The organism is Streptococcus dentiloxodontae (assembly GCF_053206925.1).
The window spans coordinates 60,252-75,897 of sequence record NZ_JBRUHR010000001.1 but is presented as its reverse complement, the minus strand read 5'-3'; the positions used below and the strand labels follow the sequence as shown (position 1 = coordinate 75,897).

15 protein-coding genes are annotated in these 15,646 nt (G+C 40.2%); 1 reads left to right on the top strand and 14 read right to left on the bottom strand.

The features are described 5' to 3' along the window. Window positions 1–12: 12 nt before the first annotated feature. A complete protein-coding gene (locus tag ACVRZ8_RS00345; RefSeq protein WP_447447269.1) occupies window positions 13–1,380 on the bottom strand; it encodes a PTS transporter subunit EIIC in 1,368 nt (455 codons plus the stop codon). Window positions 1,381–1,390: 10 nt separating this feature from the next. Further along, entirely contained in the window at window positions 1,391–2,677 is a 1,287-nt protein-coding gene (locus tag ACVRZ8_RS00340) for a glycoside hydrolase family 140 protein (RefSeq protein ID WP_447447267.1), read from the bottom strand. A 140-nt stretch (window positions 2,678–2,817) separates the two neighbouring features. Between ACVRZ8_RS00340 and ACVRZ8_RS00335 the strand changes: the two genes are divergently transcribed. Further along, window positions 2,818–3,810 (top strand): AraC family transcriptional regulator, encoded by a 993-nt coding sequence (locus ACVRZ8_RS00335; protein WP_447447266.1) that lies wholly within the window; start codon window positions 2,818–2,820, stop codon window positions 3,808–3,810. Between the two features lie 254 nt (window positions 3,811–4,064). Here ACVRZ8_RS00335 and ACVRZ8_RS00330 read toward each other — a convergent pair whose 3' ends face one another. From ACVRZ8_RS00330 to ACVRZ8_RS00275, 12 genes are all read right to left on the bottom strand, one after another. Further along, window positions 4,065–4,970, bottom strand: coding sequence for an alpha/beta hydrolase (locus tag ACVRZ8_RS00330; protein ID WP_447447264.1), 906 nt, complete (start codon window positions 4,968–4,970; stop codon window positions 4,065–4,067). Between the two features lie 172 nt (window positions 4,971–5,142). After that, complete coding sequence (locus ACVRZ8_RS00325) at window positions 5,143–7,686, bottom strand: M1 family metallopeptidase (protein WP_447447262.1); 2,544 nt, start codon at window positions 7,684–7,686, stop codon at window positions 5,143–5,145. A 94-nt stretch (window positions 7,687–7,780) separates the two neighbouring features. Next, entirely contained in the window at window positions 7,781–8,434 is a 654-nt protein-coding gene (gene phoU / locus ACVRZ8_RS00320; protein WP_447447260.1) for a phosphate signaling complex protein PhoU, read from the bottom strand. Between the two features lie 14 nt (window positions 8,435–8,448). Continuing rightward, window positions 8,449–9,207: a phosphate ABC transporter ATP-binding protein PstB gene (gene pstB / locus ACVRZ8_RS00315; protein ID WP_447447258.1), complete on the bottom strand. Its 759-nt coding sequence runs from the start codon at window positions 9,205–9,207 to the stop codon at window positions 8,449–8,451. A gap of 15 nt (window positions 9,208–9,222) precedes the next feature. Next, a complete protein-coding gene (gene pstB / locus ACVRZ8_RS00310) occupies window positions 9,223–10,026 on the bottom strand; it encodes a phosphate ABC transporter ATP-binding protein PstB (RefSeq protein WP_447447256.1) in 804 nt (267 codons plus the stop codon). A gap of 10 nt (window positions 10,027–10,036) precedes the next feature. Beyond that, a complete protein-coding gene (gene pstA, locus ACVRZ8_RS00305; protein ID WP_447447255.1) occupies window positions 10,037–10,924 on the bottom strand; it encodes a phosphate ABC transporter permease PstA in 888 nt (295 codons plus the stop codon). Beyond that, entirely contained in the window at window positions 10,914–11,828 is a 915-nt protein-coding gene (gene pstC, locus ACVRZ8_RS00300) for a phosphate ABC transporter permease subunit PstC (RefSeq protein WP_447447254.1), read from the bottom strand. The genes pstA and pstC overlap by 11 nt, the downstream gene beginning before the upstream one ends. An 8-nt stretch (window positions 11,829–11,836) precedes the next feature. Continuing rightward, window positions 11,837–12,703, bottom strand: coding sequence for a phosphate ABC transporter substrate-binding protein PstS family protein (locus ACVRZ8_RS00295; protein WP_447447252.1), 867 nt, complete (start codon window positions 12,701–12,703; stop codon window positions 11,837–11,839). A gap of 148 nt (window positions 12,704–12,851) precedes the next feature. Beyond that, window positions 12,852–14,165, bottom strand: coding sequence for an RsmF rRNA methyltransferase first C-terminal domain-containing protein (locus ACVRZ8_RS00290; RefSeq protein ID WP_447447250.1), 1,314 nt, complete (start codon window positions 14,163–14,165; stop codon window positions 12,852–12,854). A gap of 28 nt (window positions 14,166–14,193) precedes the next feature. Further along, window positions 14,194–14,961 (bottom strand): inositol monophosphatase family protein, encoded by a 768-nt coding sequence (locus ACVRZ8_RS00285; RefSeq protein ID WP_447447249.1) that lies wholly within the window; start codon window positions 14,959–14,961, stop codon window positions 14,194–14,196. After that, entirely contained in the window at window positions 14,951–15,232 is a 282-nt protein-coding gene (locus ACVRZ8_RS00280; RefSeq protein ID WP_447447248.1) for a UPF0223 family protein, read from the bottom strand. The genes ACVRZ8_RS00285 and ACVRZ8_RS00280 overlap by 11 nt, the downstream gene beginning before the upstream one ends. Then, window positions 15,225–15,638, bottom strand: a complete 414-nt coding sequence (locus tag ACVRZ8_RS00275) for a Spx/MgsR family RNA polymerase-binding regulatory protein (protein WP_447447246.1) — start codon at window positions 15,636–15,638, stop codon at window positions 15,225–15,227. Before ACVRZ8_RS00275 ends, ACVRZ8_RS00280 begins: the two co-directional genes overlap by 8 nt. Window positions 15,639–15,646 lie beyond the last annotated feature (8 nt).

Below are 15,646 nucleotides of genomic sequence, written 5' to 3'. Positions count from 1 at the left end.
CCAATCCCTTTATTAGTCAGTTTCTGCCTTTTCATCCGTACCAAAAACCAAGGTCAGGATAACTGGAACAAAGAAGGCAACTGCCGCTGCGATAATAAATGAATACATGCTGCCCATATTGCCTTTAGGTGAGATAAACAGCGGAAAAGCAAAGAGACCACCATTACCAAACCCATAAATCAAAGCATTGTTAAACGCTTGAATAGCTCCAGCAAGACCACCGCCTATAAAAGCATAGATAAACTGACGGCGAACCGGAAGAGCAATACTGTAGATAATCGGCTCGGTAATTCCCATCAAACCGGTCACACCAACCGAATAACCCAGCGATTTTTGTTTAGCACTTTTGGTCTTAATAGCATAGCCGATTGCTGCACCCGCAAGCGCAAATACGGTCACTTGGAAAACTGCGTTAATGGGATCCTGACCGAGATTAGTGATATTATTCATCAGAACTGGGATAAAGGCGTAATGCAGACCAAAAATGACAATGACTTGCCAGAAGGCGCCGCCGATAATTCCAAACGCAATTGGACTCAAGCCATAAATCCACATGACTGCAGAAGCTAACGCATCAGATACCCAAGTCATTATTGGACCAAGAACCAAGAAAGCAAGGGGAGCTGTGATAGAAACCGTAATTAAAGGAGCAATCATTAAGCGGATTGACTCGTGAAGCTTAGGTTTTATAAAGTTTTCAATTTTAGCCGCAATAAACGAGGTAATCATTGCCGGAAAAAGAGACTGGGTATAAGAAGCCATAATGACCGGAAGACCAAAGAAGGTAATGTGCGCGCCATCATTATACAAACTAATGATATTGGGATAAATTAAAGCTGCTGCCAATGCACCGCCTATAAACTGGCTGCCTCCAAATACCTTGCTGGCATTGATACCGACCCAGATTGGCAAGAAATAAAAGAATCCATCTGCCACAGCGTACCAAATTTGATAGGCGCCATCTTTATCTGTCATCCAGCCTAATGCGACCGCAAGAGCAAGCAGCCCTTTCAGAATACCCGCAGCCCCCATGATACCAAATGTAGGCGTCATGATACCGACAATCGCCTTGAAGAAACGATTAAATAACGATCCTTTTGTTTTTTCTGTATCCGTCTCCTTATCAGCTGCCGGTACTCCAATTTCCTTCATGAAAGCTTCATAGACTTCCGGCACACTTAAACCGATGATGATTTGGTATTGTCCTCCTGAAAAAACACTGCCTGCAACTTTGTCAGCAGACTCAACTTTTTCTTTATCAACCTTTGATTCGTCTTTTAAAACTAATCTTAAACGCGTTGCACAGTGAGTGGCACGGTCAATGTTTTCTTTACCGCCCACTGCCTTTAACAGCTCTCTTGACAGTTGTTCGTAAGCCATACTATTTCTCCTATAAATTAATAATTAGCAATGCATCTTTTACAAAACGGTGCATTTGAATTTGCGTTTGATTTTTTTGCGCCAGATAATGCGCGGCTGCCTCCATTCTTTCTTTATTTTCCAAATCCAGATAAGTCATCTTCTTATCTGATAAATTCCCAGAAAGCTTGATGTTAATGTTTGACGGGATATAAATCAAAATGACATCCTTATTTTTTGAAACCCGAATGTCCTCCGTATCATTTTCCAAGAGATATTGGGTCGGCTCCAGATCAAACAGGTCATTGCGTTCAATAAAATCCTTCAGAAAAGCGTAATCCCAAGCCCCCTTAAAATGTAAGGCATCATGCCAATCATAGGGACTTTCAAAAGCCTCGCCGACACTGGAATCAAAGGCCAGCTGACCATTATGCCAAGACCAAATCCCGTGAGCACCATAAGTTACTCCGCTGCCCGCCCCGGAAAGAACACTTTGCCAGGCTGCCTTTCTGACATCTTCTCTCGAAAAGCGGCCGTACACTCTGCGGCTGTAGCCCATCATTTCGTAGCAGGGTTCCGAATTCAGCAAAGGCCGTTTAGGTGTCATATTGTAAAAGGTCTCAGCCAATTTATAAGTCATCGTTTGAAATTCACTATTATGGCCTGACTGATACATATAAAAATCCAGATTAGGATTTTCCTTTAAAGTCTTAGGCAAATCTGCTTCCCGTCCTCTGATATGCAAGGCTGTAAGAGCGTTTGGATTCTTTTGTTTCACCCGATTTAAGGCTAGATTGTAATAGTCATTAACGACTTCCTCTGTCTGAAAATCAGTATCTCCGCTGATGATGTAGATGGGGTCAAACTTATCATAAAGCTCCACCACTTTGTCAACATAATCAGCAACCTTGTCCTTAGGAAATATCCCAAATTGCTTTAAGGGCATCTGACTGGCCCATGTATCCGGCAAATAATTTGACCACAGGAGCACCAGCGCAATGGTTAGTCCTTTTTGACTGGCTTGTTCAAACATCCTGTAAGCACGTTCAAAATACGCCTCATTGTACACCTGATAATTAAAACTGCCATCGTCATTAACTTCAAAGGGTTTATAATTCAGTTTTGTCTGACTGGCGTCCCACTGCTGCAGCATATTGACCTGAATAACATTAAAGCCCTGTGATTTGCGATAGTCTAAATAATACTCCCAATCTTCCTCGCTAATATTTGTAAAAGCCGACCAGCAAGTATCTGCCAAGTAGAAAATCTTTGTTCCGTTTTTTTCAAAACAGCGATTATTATTGCTAACTTTAAACATCAGTCCTCCTAAATAACTATCTGTACAGCATATTTTTAACTTAACTGTAAATACCTTTGCAATAGTAATTATAGCGCTTTCATGGTATGATATAAATATCTCTTTTTATTTAAATCCATATCACTTTTTTAGAGGCCTGTATGAATTTTAAAACATTAGACAACCTTCTTCTTGAGCTAACCGAAAGCGAAAAACGCTACTTACACGGAGATTATTTCAACTACGGCAAAAGCATGGAAAAAGTCCTCCACAATGAAGAAAAAATACTCCAGTTTTCCTTGAAAAACATTGCCAACGCCGAAAAGGGAGCTCCTTTTTTCATCAGAAAGCAAAGCAGATTTGCACCAGTTCCCAGGCATATCACTGATGTGGTTGAACTGAATTACATCTACAAAGGAAGGAGTGAGCAGTACGTTAATGGAAAGCAAATCGTGTTAGAGCAGGGAGATCTTATCATTATTGACACCTCTTCCTCGCATGAGGTTATCAGTTCTGGTTATCATGATATCGTTATTAGCATCAATATCAGCCAAGATTTTTTTAAAAAGAATTTTTCCAGCTACTTATCTCATCAATACGTGTTATCCCAATTCATATTTCAGGCAATCTCGGACAGTCAAAACCATAATCAATACCTGCTTTTCAGGAGTCAGAACAGTGACAGTCTGCACCTGCTCTTCCAGCAGCTCCTTTGCGAGGTTTATGAACCTTCAATACTGGATGAAAGCGTCAAAAACTTATACCTTCAGCTGATATTGCTTGAACTCATCAGATCCTTCAACGTTGAAGGAAACGGAACCGGAAGCGATTCGCGTAAGCAACAGCTGATGCTGGATATCCTCTCTTATATCGAAAAAAATTACGCTACTGCTACTTTGCAGAAATGCGCTAACCATTTTGGCTACAACACCAGCTATTTTAGCAGTCTGGTAAAACAAAGCACTGGTCAAAGTTTTAAATACCTGCTCCAAAGCAAACGCATTGAAGCAAGCCTGCCGTTGTTGCTGTACAGCAAGGAATCCATCAGAGAAATAGCATTGGATGTTGGCTTTACAAATCTGAACCATTACTATGATTTATTTAAAAGTAAGTATCATATGACACCAGCAGAATATCGAAACCTAAAAAAATGAGCCGCACTGGACTCATTTTTAGAACCTGTATTCACAAAATTCATCTGAATGATATAGGTAGAAAAAAGCGACCGAAAGGTCGCTAAGACGACAGTTGCCGCCGTGGTGATGAGATTGTTGCCCGAAACGGGCAACAATCGTGGGGATTTTCGAGACCTTAGGCTCGAAAATTAGGCATGGAACGACGTAGTCGGTCGCTGCTGTCCCCACCACTTAAGGCAGACTATCACAAAAATTCTTATGAATACAAGTTCTTAGTTATCTGTCGGTTCGTAGAAACCTGATCTCATTGTTTTAATAGGCGCAAGCCATTCCAGAAACAAATCTACCCACTTGTAAACCTGTGCATTCTGGTTACTACCTTTTACACCTGTACGTAAATCCCCCAAAACCAATCCGTGCTTGCCTTTACTAAATAAATGAAGCTCATAAGGTATGCGGACTTTTTCTAGTTCCGCACAGAAAGCGAGTGCATTTGCTGACGGAACTAACACATCTTCACGAGTATGCCAGACGAAGCTCGGAGGCGTCTGTTCGCTGACATGTTTGATTGGGTTCAGTTTATCCAGTTCTTCCTGAGTTGGATGAGGTTTTCCTGTTGCTGCAAATGGAACCTTGTTTAGCTCAGGAAGGTCCCCGTTGGGGGTGATAGCATATGCCGCGTAAGCTAACAGCAGGTGAGTTGGCCGATATAATTCTTTTTCTTTGCCAACTAATTTCTCAAGCCAGTCTTCATGCCACATGGTTCCTAGTTGACCTGCGACATTCCCGCCTGCCGAAAATCCGCCTGCAACAACAAAATTCAGGTTAACATGAAACTCTTCAGCATGTTCTTTTAAATAAGCAATCGCTGCCGCCAAACTAACTACCGGATTAGGGAAGGCACTGACGGGTTTTTGAGAGAAATCATCAGGCGCTTTTCCAGTCATATTTTCAAGCCCCTCCGTTGCATAATGAACAACAACTACATGGAAGCCCTCAGCTAAAAATCTTAAAGCGACCGCTTCATCTTCACGAAAGGATGTCCAAAAATAAGCACCGCCCGGACAAATAACAATCGTAGGATACAGCCGCTTTTCATCTATTTCTTCTGATGGCTCTTGCAGATAGTATTTGGCGTAGGCTCCATTAGTACCGATTTTTTGCTCAAAATATATCATAAAAACAACTCCTGTTTATCATTTTTTACTATCTATTATATTATTTTTGCCAATGAATGAAATAGCAATTATTTAGTTAAAGTAATATCAATTTATAAGAATTTGTTTACATAATTTTATTTATGTAAATAAATACACATTAATAAAAAGAGGAAACTCCTCTTTTTATTATCTAATCTTTCAAAGCACTTTCAACAGCTGCTTTTTCAGTTGCAATTAATTCAACACGTGCTGAAATTGTTTTTATTCCCATGAGAATATTACGTTCTAAAGCCTTATCTTCTAACTGAGGTTCAAAGAATTCCTTATATTCTGATAGTCGTTGACTAGTCTTGAAAATATTCGCTGGAATATTAATGAAACTGTCAAAGGACATATCTCCTCCGAGCGCTGCCTTTATCCAAAGCCAATTTTCCCTAGACCAATCCCAGATTGTTTCTTGTGAAAAATTCTTAGCAAGCAGCTGTGAGTACCAGAAATAAAGATCCTGCGGTTTGATAACATCTTTATTTTTCAACTGGTCAATAATAAAACTAAGAGCATCAGCATTTTTGACATAGGAAACTGCACCTATCAACTGACGGCGGAAGTTGGAGTCATTGGTTGCTACATAAGCAGCAACATAACGCTCTGTAAGTTCTAAACTATTTTCCTGCTTCATTTGATTAATCAAGACGGCCTGACGGACAGCAGCTGGAATATTTTCTATATTTTCTTTATAATCTTGAAAAATAGCAGACGCTGCTTCCATGGCAGGTGCATAATTAGACTGAATCAAAGCGCCAAAAGCAATCTGACGAACCATTTCATCCTGATCAGACTCATCATCAGTTTTAGCCGTTCCCAATCGTTCAAAATCATTTTTAAATTGACGGCGAACCAAAGCAAAATAATGCTCTTCTGCTTCTGTCCCTTCATCAATGAAATAGCGTATGCCAAAGAGAATATGACTTTTAGCTTCAGCAATGAGGTAGCTCTCTTCGCTTTCCACCAAGTTAAGTAATTCAATTAGACTAGCGTAGGAAATAGCTCCGCTTTCAGCCAGCAGCCGACGTTCTTGTAAAATCTGAAGCTTACTTATAGTATCAAGTTTCTTGAAATCGGTCAGTACCGCTTCTAAAAGTTCACCTTGATAATCGGTAAGATAATGAGCTGTATTTTCAGTGTTAAGACGAAGCGCACCATTATTACTGTTTTCCTTAAGTAGCTGACTGTAGTTAGGAATTTCAATTTGTTCGGCTGACAGGGTATCAGGGAGACCTGTCCAATTGCTATTAAGAGGTATTTCCCAAAGTCGGTTTTTAGGAGTGTTTTCACCGATGAAAAATTGTTTTTGGCTTAAGATAAGGGTATCACCAGCAACTTGAGCAGTTACAAGAGGGTAGCCAGGCTGTTCAAGCCAAGTGTCCATAAAAGCAGCAACCTCTTTTCCTGAAGCTTCGGAAAGAGCTCGCCAAAGATCACGACCAACAGTATTTTTATATTGATGCTTTTCAAAATAAATCTTGAGACCTGCCGCAAAATCAGTGTCCCCCAACCAACGTCTAAGCATATGCATGAGACGGCTGCCTTTAGCATAGACAATAGCTCCGTCAAAGAGAGTGTTGATTTCGTCTGGATGATTAACTTCCATGTGAACAGATTGAACGCCATCTGTTGCATCACGCTGTAATGCGCGAGGAATTCCTGATGCTTGGAAATCTTCAAAAATATTCCATGTTGGCTCAATCGCATTTACAGATACATATTCCATCATATTAGCAAAGCTTTCATTGAGCCAAAGATCATCCCACCACTTCATGGTGACCAAGTTGCCAAACCACTGATGAGCAAGCTCGTGAGCAATGACAAGAGCTACTTGCTGACGACTGGCGACTGTTGAATTTTTATCAACTAGCAGGTAAACCTCACGATAAGTAACCAATCCCCAATTTTCCATAGCTCCCGCTGAGAAATCAGGTAAAGCTAGATGGTATGATAATGGGATAGGGTATTTAACTTGGAAATAATCCTCATAAAAATTAATCACACGTACAGCAATATCAAGAGCAAAATTAACAGAATCTTCAGCTTGTGCTACAGTAGAAAAAACACCCACTTCTGTTCCGTTAGCGGTTTTAGCAGTCTTACCTTGTAATGCCCCCAATCCAAAGGCCAAGAGATAAGAAGACATACGAGGAGTTGTGTCAAAAGTCCAAATTCCAGTTTCTTTACGCAGGTCACTGTTGATCTCTGGCATATTTGACAGAGCAATATCTCCTTCTTCTGCATCAAACTTTACAGAAAAATCAAAAGTAGCTTTAGCTTCAGGTTCATCAACTGACGGAAAAGCTTCACGGGCAAAATGTGACTCAAATTGAGTTGATATAATCTCTTTTTTTACCCCATTATGAGTGTAATAAGACGGGTAAATCCCCGTCATGTTGTCCGTGATTCTTCCTGAAAATTCTATGACAAGAGTTAGAACACCGGTCTCTGTCAGTTCAATATGCACCGCTTCTTCTTCATCAACAACTTCAAAGCTCAGCTCTTCATTGTCCAAAAGAACCGAAGTAATCACAAGCCCTTTTTGATGGAGGGAAATGCTGTTATCTAACGCTTCACCAGTAATAGCAACATTACCTGTAAAACGTTTTTCAGAACGATTAATATCTAGGAAAAGATTGTAGTTTTCTGGAACAAATTTATCAATAAAATGTGCAACAGAAGCTGTCATAAATATACTCCTAATCTAACTTTCCAGTTTTTTCGAATAAGTGAAAAAAGCCTGAAATTTTTTCATTACAGACTCTATTATAGCATATCAAAAATTATAATTCGACAATTTTACCAGATTTAAGGTAGACCACCCATTCGCAGAGGTTCCGAGCATAGTCGCCGATACGTTCTAAGTACATAAGAACCTGAAAGTATTCTTTCCCAGCGAAGGCTGTATCCGGATTGTGACGAATCCCATCAACAACTAGATTCTGAATGTCTCTGAAGTAATTATCGACAATCTCATCTGATGCAGCAACCTCATAAGCGCGGTTTTCTTCCCCGTTAAGGTAGACTTCCAGCGCTTCCTCAACCATATTACGGACAATTTTCCCCATGGCCTTGATTTCAGTTTCAACTTCAAGCAGGCGAACTTCACCTTTCATACGGATGGTAGCTTTAGCAATAGCTGACGCGTGATCTCCCATGCGTTCCACATCACTTGAAGCTTTAAGTACAGTAATAACATTACGTAGATCGGCAGATACAGGCTGCTGCAGAGCAATAATTTCCAATGACTTTTGCTCTAATTTAGTTTCATAATTGTTAACTTCTTCATCGTTTTCGATAACCTCTTTAGCCAATTGACGATCATGGCTGACAAAGGCACGAACGGTCTTTGTGATTTGGCCCGCAACCTCCGTTCCCATAGCGTAGAACTGGTTGTGGAGCTTTTCTAATTCTTCTTCAAAAGGTGTACGTAACATAAACTCTCTCTTTCTTATCCAAATTTACCTGTAATATAATCTTCTGTTTCTTTATGAGCGGGATTGAGAAACATCTCTTTGGTAGTTGAATACTCAATTAGTTCACCGCCCAAAAAGAAGCCTGTTCGCTGTGAAATACGGCTTGCCTGTTGCATAGAACGTGTTACCAAAAGTAAAGTATACTGCTCTTTAAGGCCGTAAAGAGTTTCTTCGATTTTACCTGCTGAAATAGGATCGAGCGCCGATGTTGGCTCGTCCAGCAGAATAACCTTAGGGGAAGTTGCCAATACACGGGCAACACAAACCCGCTGCTGCTGACCGCCTGATAGCCCTAAGGCTGAATCGTGCAGGCGATCATTAACCTCATCCCAGATAGAAGCTCCCTTAAGAGACTCCTCTACTGCTTGGTCTAATACCGTCTTATCCTTAATTCCTTTGATACGCAGTCCATAGACAACATTTTCATAAATGGACATAGGAAAAGGATTAGGTTGCTGAAAGACCATACCAATCTCTTTGCGCAGCTCAACGGTATCAGTTCGAGGTCCGTAAACATTATGTCCATTGTAAGAAACTGCTCCAGTTAAAGTGCATTCAGGATTGAGATCGCCCATTCGATTGATAGAACGAAGCAAAGTTGATTTCCCTGAACCCGATGGCCCTATAAGTGCTGTAATCTCGTTAGGATAAAAATCCATAGATACATTATTAAGAGCCTTTTTTTGGTTAAAATACACAGAAAGATCATTAACGGAAATAATTGGTTCTGTCATCTCTAAAGCTCCTTTCTATCCAAAACGTCCTGAGACATAGTCACTAGTTGATTCTAGGGCAGCATTTTGAAAAATCTTCTTCGTTTTATCGTATTCAATAAGATCGCCCAAGTAGAAGAAAGCAGTATAATCACTAGCACGAGCGGCCTGTTGCATGTTATGAGTCACAATAATGATTGAATAATTCTCTTTAAGTTCAAACATTGTTTCTTCTAGCTGAACAGTTGCAACCGGATCAAGAGCTGATGCTGGCTCATCCATTAATAAAATATCAGGTTTGACAGCAATTGCACGAGCAATGCAAAGTCTCTGTTGCTGACCGCCTGATAAAGTGAAGGCTGACTTATGTAAATCATCTTTCACTTGTTCCCAGAGCGCAGCTTGTTTTAGCGAAGTTTCCACAACTTCGTCTAAAATTTTCTTGTCTCTGACTCCTGCACGTTCATGGGCAAAGGTGATATTTTTATAGATAGATTTAGCAAAAGGATTTGGACGCTGGAAAACCATCCCAATATGCTTACGCATTTCATAAACATTAATATTATCTCCATTAATATCAATGCCTTCATAGACAATTTGTCCGGTTACTTTAGCAATATCAATGGTATCATTCATGCGGTTAAGACTGCGTAAAAAAGTTGATTTGCCACAGCCAGAAGGCCCGATAAGAGCTGTAATTTTATTTTTTTCGAACTGCATATCAATGCCCTTGATAGCTTCTTTTTGTCCGTAATAGACATGAAGATTCTTTGTCTCAAGTGCCAATTCTTTCTCTGGAAAGGTAATGATATGACGCTCATCCCAGTTGTATTTTGACATGATTACTCCTTTATGCAGCTGAAGTTAATTTTTTATGGAGAAAAGCACCTAATTGACGTGCCCCAAAATTGAAAATCAAAATGAAAACTAAAAGCACAGCTGCCGAACCGGCAGATACTGCTGTCGCATCAGGAATGGTTCCTTCTGAATTGACTTTCCAAATGTGTACGGCTAAAGTTTCAGACTGACGGAAAATTGAAACAGGACTAGTGATGCTGAGCGGATTCCAATTTGACCAGTCTAAGGCAGGAGCCGATTGGCCCGCTGTATAAATCAATGCCGCTGCCTCTCCAAAGATACGTCCCGAAGCAAGAACAACACCTGTCACAATTCCCGGCAAAGCTTCTGGAACAACCACATGGCAAACAGTTTCCCAACGTGAAAGTCCAAGAGCCAAACCAGCTTCACGCTGTGTATGGTGAACTGTACGCAAACTATCTTCTACAGTACGGGTCATCTGAGGGAGATTAAATACTGTTAACGCTAAAGCTCCAGATAAAATAGAGAAGCCATATTGAAATTGTACAACGAAAATCAGGTAACCAAAGAGCCCGACAACGACAGATGGCAAAGAAGACAAAATTTCAATACAAGTTCGTACAAAGCTTGTCAAACGTCCTTTTTTAGCATATTCAGACAGATAAATTCCTGCTCCCAATGATAAAGGAACCGATATAATAAGCGTAATAACTAGGAGGAAAAAGGAATTATAAAGCTGAATTCCAATTCCGCCGCCAGCTTGATACGAAGAAGACTTGCCAGTCAGGAAAGACCAGCTAATGTGCGGTAAACCGCGTACCAAAATATAGAGAATTAAAGAGGCTAAGATAGCCACGATTATACCTGCGATGGTATATAAAGTACCAGTTGCCAGCTTGTCAGTTTTTTTAGCGTTCATAATTTCTCTTTCTCTCGCGGGTGATATATTTAACCAACATATTGAAACCAAGACTCATAAGAAGCAGGACTAAAGCCAATGACCAGAGGACATTATTAGAAACAGTTCCCATGACCGTATTTCCTATTCCCATTGTCAATACAGAGGTTAAAGTGGCTGCCGGTGTGGTTAATGATGTAGGGACAACGGCAGAATTTCCAACAACCATCTGAATGGCCAGAGCTTCACCAAAAGCGCGAGCCATTCCAAAAATAACTGCTGTAAAAATACCAGGTTTAGCAGCGGTTAAAATAACACGCCAAATTGTTTGCCATCGTGTGGCTCCCATAGCTAAACTAGCTTCACGGTAATGGCGAGGAACCGCACGCAAGGTATCTGTTGTCATAAAAGTTACCGTTGGCAAAATCATAACAAATAATACGAAAACCCCTGAAAGAATACCAAAGCCGGTTCCGCCAAAAATAGAGCGTACAAAAGGGACAACAACCTGTAATCCAATAAATCCATAAACAACAGAAGGAATCCCTACCAACAATTCAATGGCCGGCTGCAAAATTTTAGAACCTTTTGGGGATACCTCAGTCATAAACACTGCTGCTCCAATTGCAAATGGTGTCGCTACCAAAGCAGATAAAATTGTTACAACAAATGAGCCCAGAATCATTGGTAATGCACCAAATTCACCTTCAGATGGCGACCAATTACTGCTAAATAAAAATTCAAAAACATTAACACCATTAATAAAAAAGGTAGACAACCCTTTCTGGGCAACAAAAATTAGAATCATTGCAACGATGAAGACAATTAGTGCCAAGCACAGAAAGGTAATCGTTTTTCCGAAATGCTCTAAACGGGAATTTTTAGAGGGTGATGTTAAACGTTTAGCTAATTCTTTTTGTTCCATTTCCTCTCCTACTTAGTAGTGATATTGCCATCAGCATCTTTAGTAACCTGCATAGCGTTAATTGAGATATAGCCCATTTTAGCAACAACGTCGTTTTGAACCTTATCGCTCATCATGTAATCTAAAAATTCCTTAGTGATACCTTTAGCTTCACCTTTAGTATACATGTGTTCGTATGACCAGATTGGCCAAGCATTAGTGGCTACATTTTCAGCTGTTGGTGCGTAACCGTTGAGCTTTAAAGTCTTGACAGAATTATCAAGATAAGCAAATGACAGGTATGATATAGCTCCTGGTGTCTGCGATACGATAGACTTAACCATACCGTTTGAATCCTGTTCTTGGGTTTGAATAGCCGATTGACCATCCATGATAGTTGAATCAAAGGTTGCACGCGATCCAGAGCTGGCTGCCCGGTTAATAATGGAAATCTCTTGATCTTCGCCGCCCAATTCCTTCCAGTTGGTAATTTTACCTGTAAAAATTTGGCGGAGCTGCTCAGTTGTTAGGTTTTTCACAGAAACTTTAGCATTAACAATAACTGCGATCCCAGCAACAGCGACTTGATAGTCAACTAGCTGAGAAGCATCAATACCTGATTTTTCTTCGGCAAAAAGATCGCTATTTCCAATTTGTACTGCACCTGATTGGACCTGTGAGAGCCCAGTACCAGATCCTCCTCCTTGTACATTGACAGTTTTATCAGGATTCTCTTCGGAAAATCCATCTGCCGCTGCTTCTACCAAAGGTTGAAGAGCTGTAGAGCCTACAGCTGTAATGGACTGACCCTTATCAATCCAAGATGCACAGCCTGATAAAATCAGACTTGCCATTGCCAGTGACAGTATCACTGCAAGGACTTTTGATTTTTTCATTTCTGTCCTCCGAAGACTTAATTAACACCGAAAAATTGCTGTCTCTTTCTAAAATGAGACACACAAAAAAACTAGGTTAAAAAACCTAGTCCTATTATACCAATTTTTATATGTTTAAGCTATACTAAATTTTTATGACAGATAGCTGTCATTCTGCTTGAAAGCGCAGCCCCTTAGGATAATAGTTTTTCACTGTATTGGCAACAACTTTAGCAAAACCTAAGCCGTTTCCTTGAACTAATATCTGATACCAGCCATTAGAAAGGGCATAATCTAAAACAACAATGTTTCCTGCAGCATAATCTTTGAACTGCTTTTCCGTCAAAGTGATGCTTTGGGTAACCTCTTCAGGTTTTAAAGCAACTCCTAAAGCAAAACTTGGTTCAAAACGATTCTTTTTGAAAGTCCCGAGATGCAAGCCATTTCGGGCAATTTTAAGATTCTTTAAATCAGGCAAACCAAGAGGAAGCAGGTAAAGTTGGTCTCCAAATACTTGAAGGAGTCCAGAAAGCTTAATTTTTAGGTGTTTTTTTGAAAATTCCTGCCACAAATCAGATTGGTTTCTCGTTAGATTGTATTTTCCTTCTTTAAAACGCAAGGTTCTGACAGGTCTAGTATCGCAAAATTTGACTACAAATTGTCCTTCTCCTTTAAAATAATGCGGATACATTCGTGCTGCTTCGGGCATACCAATCCCTTCAGTCATGCCATTTTGTTTTGGAATAGGAAGTAATTCTAAAAAATCATAAGTTTCTAGAAGCCAGTTAGCTATAGCTTCATTTTCCTCCGGTGCCCAAGTGCAGGTGGAATAAATAAGTGTCCCTCCGCAAGCCAGCATATCAATAGCATCTGTCAAAATAGATTTTTGCAGCTCAGCCAACTCGTCCGAATAATTTTCATGCCAATATTGCACAGCTGCAGGGTCTTTGCGAAACATACCTTCACCAGAACAAGGACCGTCAAAAACAATCAAATCAAAATAATTTTTAAAAACTTTTGCCAAATTAGCTGCCGATTCCTGAGTCACAACAACATTTCTGGCACCAAAACGCTCCACGTTTTCAACTAAAATTTTGCTGCGTTTGCTGTTGATTTCATTGGAAACTAAAATCCCTGTATTTTCCAAATAACTGAGCAAATGAGTTGTTTTTCCGCCGGGGGCTGCTGCGAGGTCAAGCACTCGTGCTCCTTTTTGAGGCGCTGCTATTTGAGCAACCATTTGTGCAGCAGGTTCTTGAGAATAAACTAAACCAGTTGCGTGCGCTGCTGATTTTCCAGAAATCTTGCCATAATGCCCCCACAAAGTATAGGGAATAGGATCTGCAAAATCCTGCTGAGCTGCTTTTAAGGGATTGGTACGAAATGCCGACACAGCTTCCTGATTAAAGGACGTTAAAAAAGCCGGCGCTTCTTTTCCAAGCAGGTCGCTGTATTTGTCAATAAAAGCTTGTGGTAAAGTCATGAATCCTCCCAAGAAAAAAGCCTAATGATTAGGCTTTGAAATGTATAATCTGTAATACTTCATCTAGTTTAACTTCTGGTGCAAACATAACGATTTGCCTGCTGCGATAATCCAGTTCCTGTCCATCTAAAGAAACCAGTTTATAGCCCAGCTTTTTCCCTAAAATGGAGGCCGCAGCATAATCCCAAGGATAAATGTGAGAAAAATAAGCCATAACCTGCCCTTTTAGCACCTTGGACATGCTAAGGCCTGCTCCGCCATAGACACGCACCCCAAGAGTTTTTTGAGCTAAATCAGCAATGCCAAAAGCGTTTTTGGCATACATGGCTGCATTGCTGGAAATGAGGCTGCGCTGTAACTCTTTAGGTTGATAAGAAGGTAAAAGAGTCTCATTGCAATAAACCTCAAAAGAGCCACCCCCATAATAAAGCTGATCAGCTACAACATCATAAATTAATCCAAATTGACCGATGCCATTTTCATAATAAGCCATCATAACACAGAAATTTTCCTGCTGTACGATAAAATTAACCGTTCCATCAATGGGATCAAGCACCCAGACGTTGCCATCTGTGATGTCATGAACAAGGTCGTTTTCTTCTGCAAAAATATTATCATCTGGATAGGCTTCTCTAATACAGGCTACCATCAAATCCTGTGTAGCTTTATCAATATTGGTAACAAGGTCATCATGAGCTGTTTTTTCCTCAATAGAAAGTTCTTTTGTCAAACTGTCTTTGATAAACTGCCCTGCTTTTTTAATGACCTTTCGGGCAAATGCTAATTTACTTTCCAAGTGACACAAATCCTTTATCTATTGCTTGCACAGCTTTGAGTGCACGGTAAGCGGAATAACCACTGGCAGTTTCAAAATCACGATTAATCTGCTTTTCTTCCGCCTTACTTTTGACAACATTTTTAAAATTTTTGTAGGCCTCCAAAAATTCTTGATGTTCAACCTTACTCTCATATGCTTTTTCGACCTGACTTAAAAAATGGAGCACCGCGGTAATTTCCTCAGTATTCCAAGTAGGGTTGAGCGGATAGGAATAATTTGCTCTACTCATTTTTCTCCTCAATTTCAGCACGAATGGTTGCTTGACGTAATTCCTGTTTACGGTAATCGCGAGGCAGGAAAGCACGAATTTCATCTTCGTTAAAACCAATTTGCATACGCTTTTTGTCCATAATAATAGGGCGGCGTAGGAGATTAGGGTATTTTGAAATCAACTGAATCAGCTCCATAACAGTCAATTCATCAACATCGATGTCTAATTTTTGAAATACTTTCGATCGGGTTGAAATAATGTCTTCTGTCCCATTTTCAGTAAAAGACAAAATCTTAACGAGTTCATCCTGAGTCAAGGGACTAGTGATAATATTATGTTCACTGAAAACGACCTCGTGTTTTGTTAACCAAGCACGTGCTTTTCGGCAGCTTGTACAGCTAGGTGACAGAAACAAAGTTACCATAGATTAAC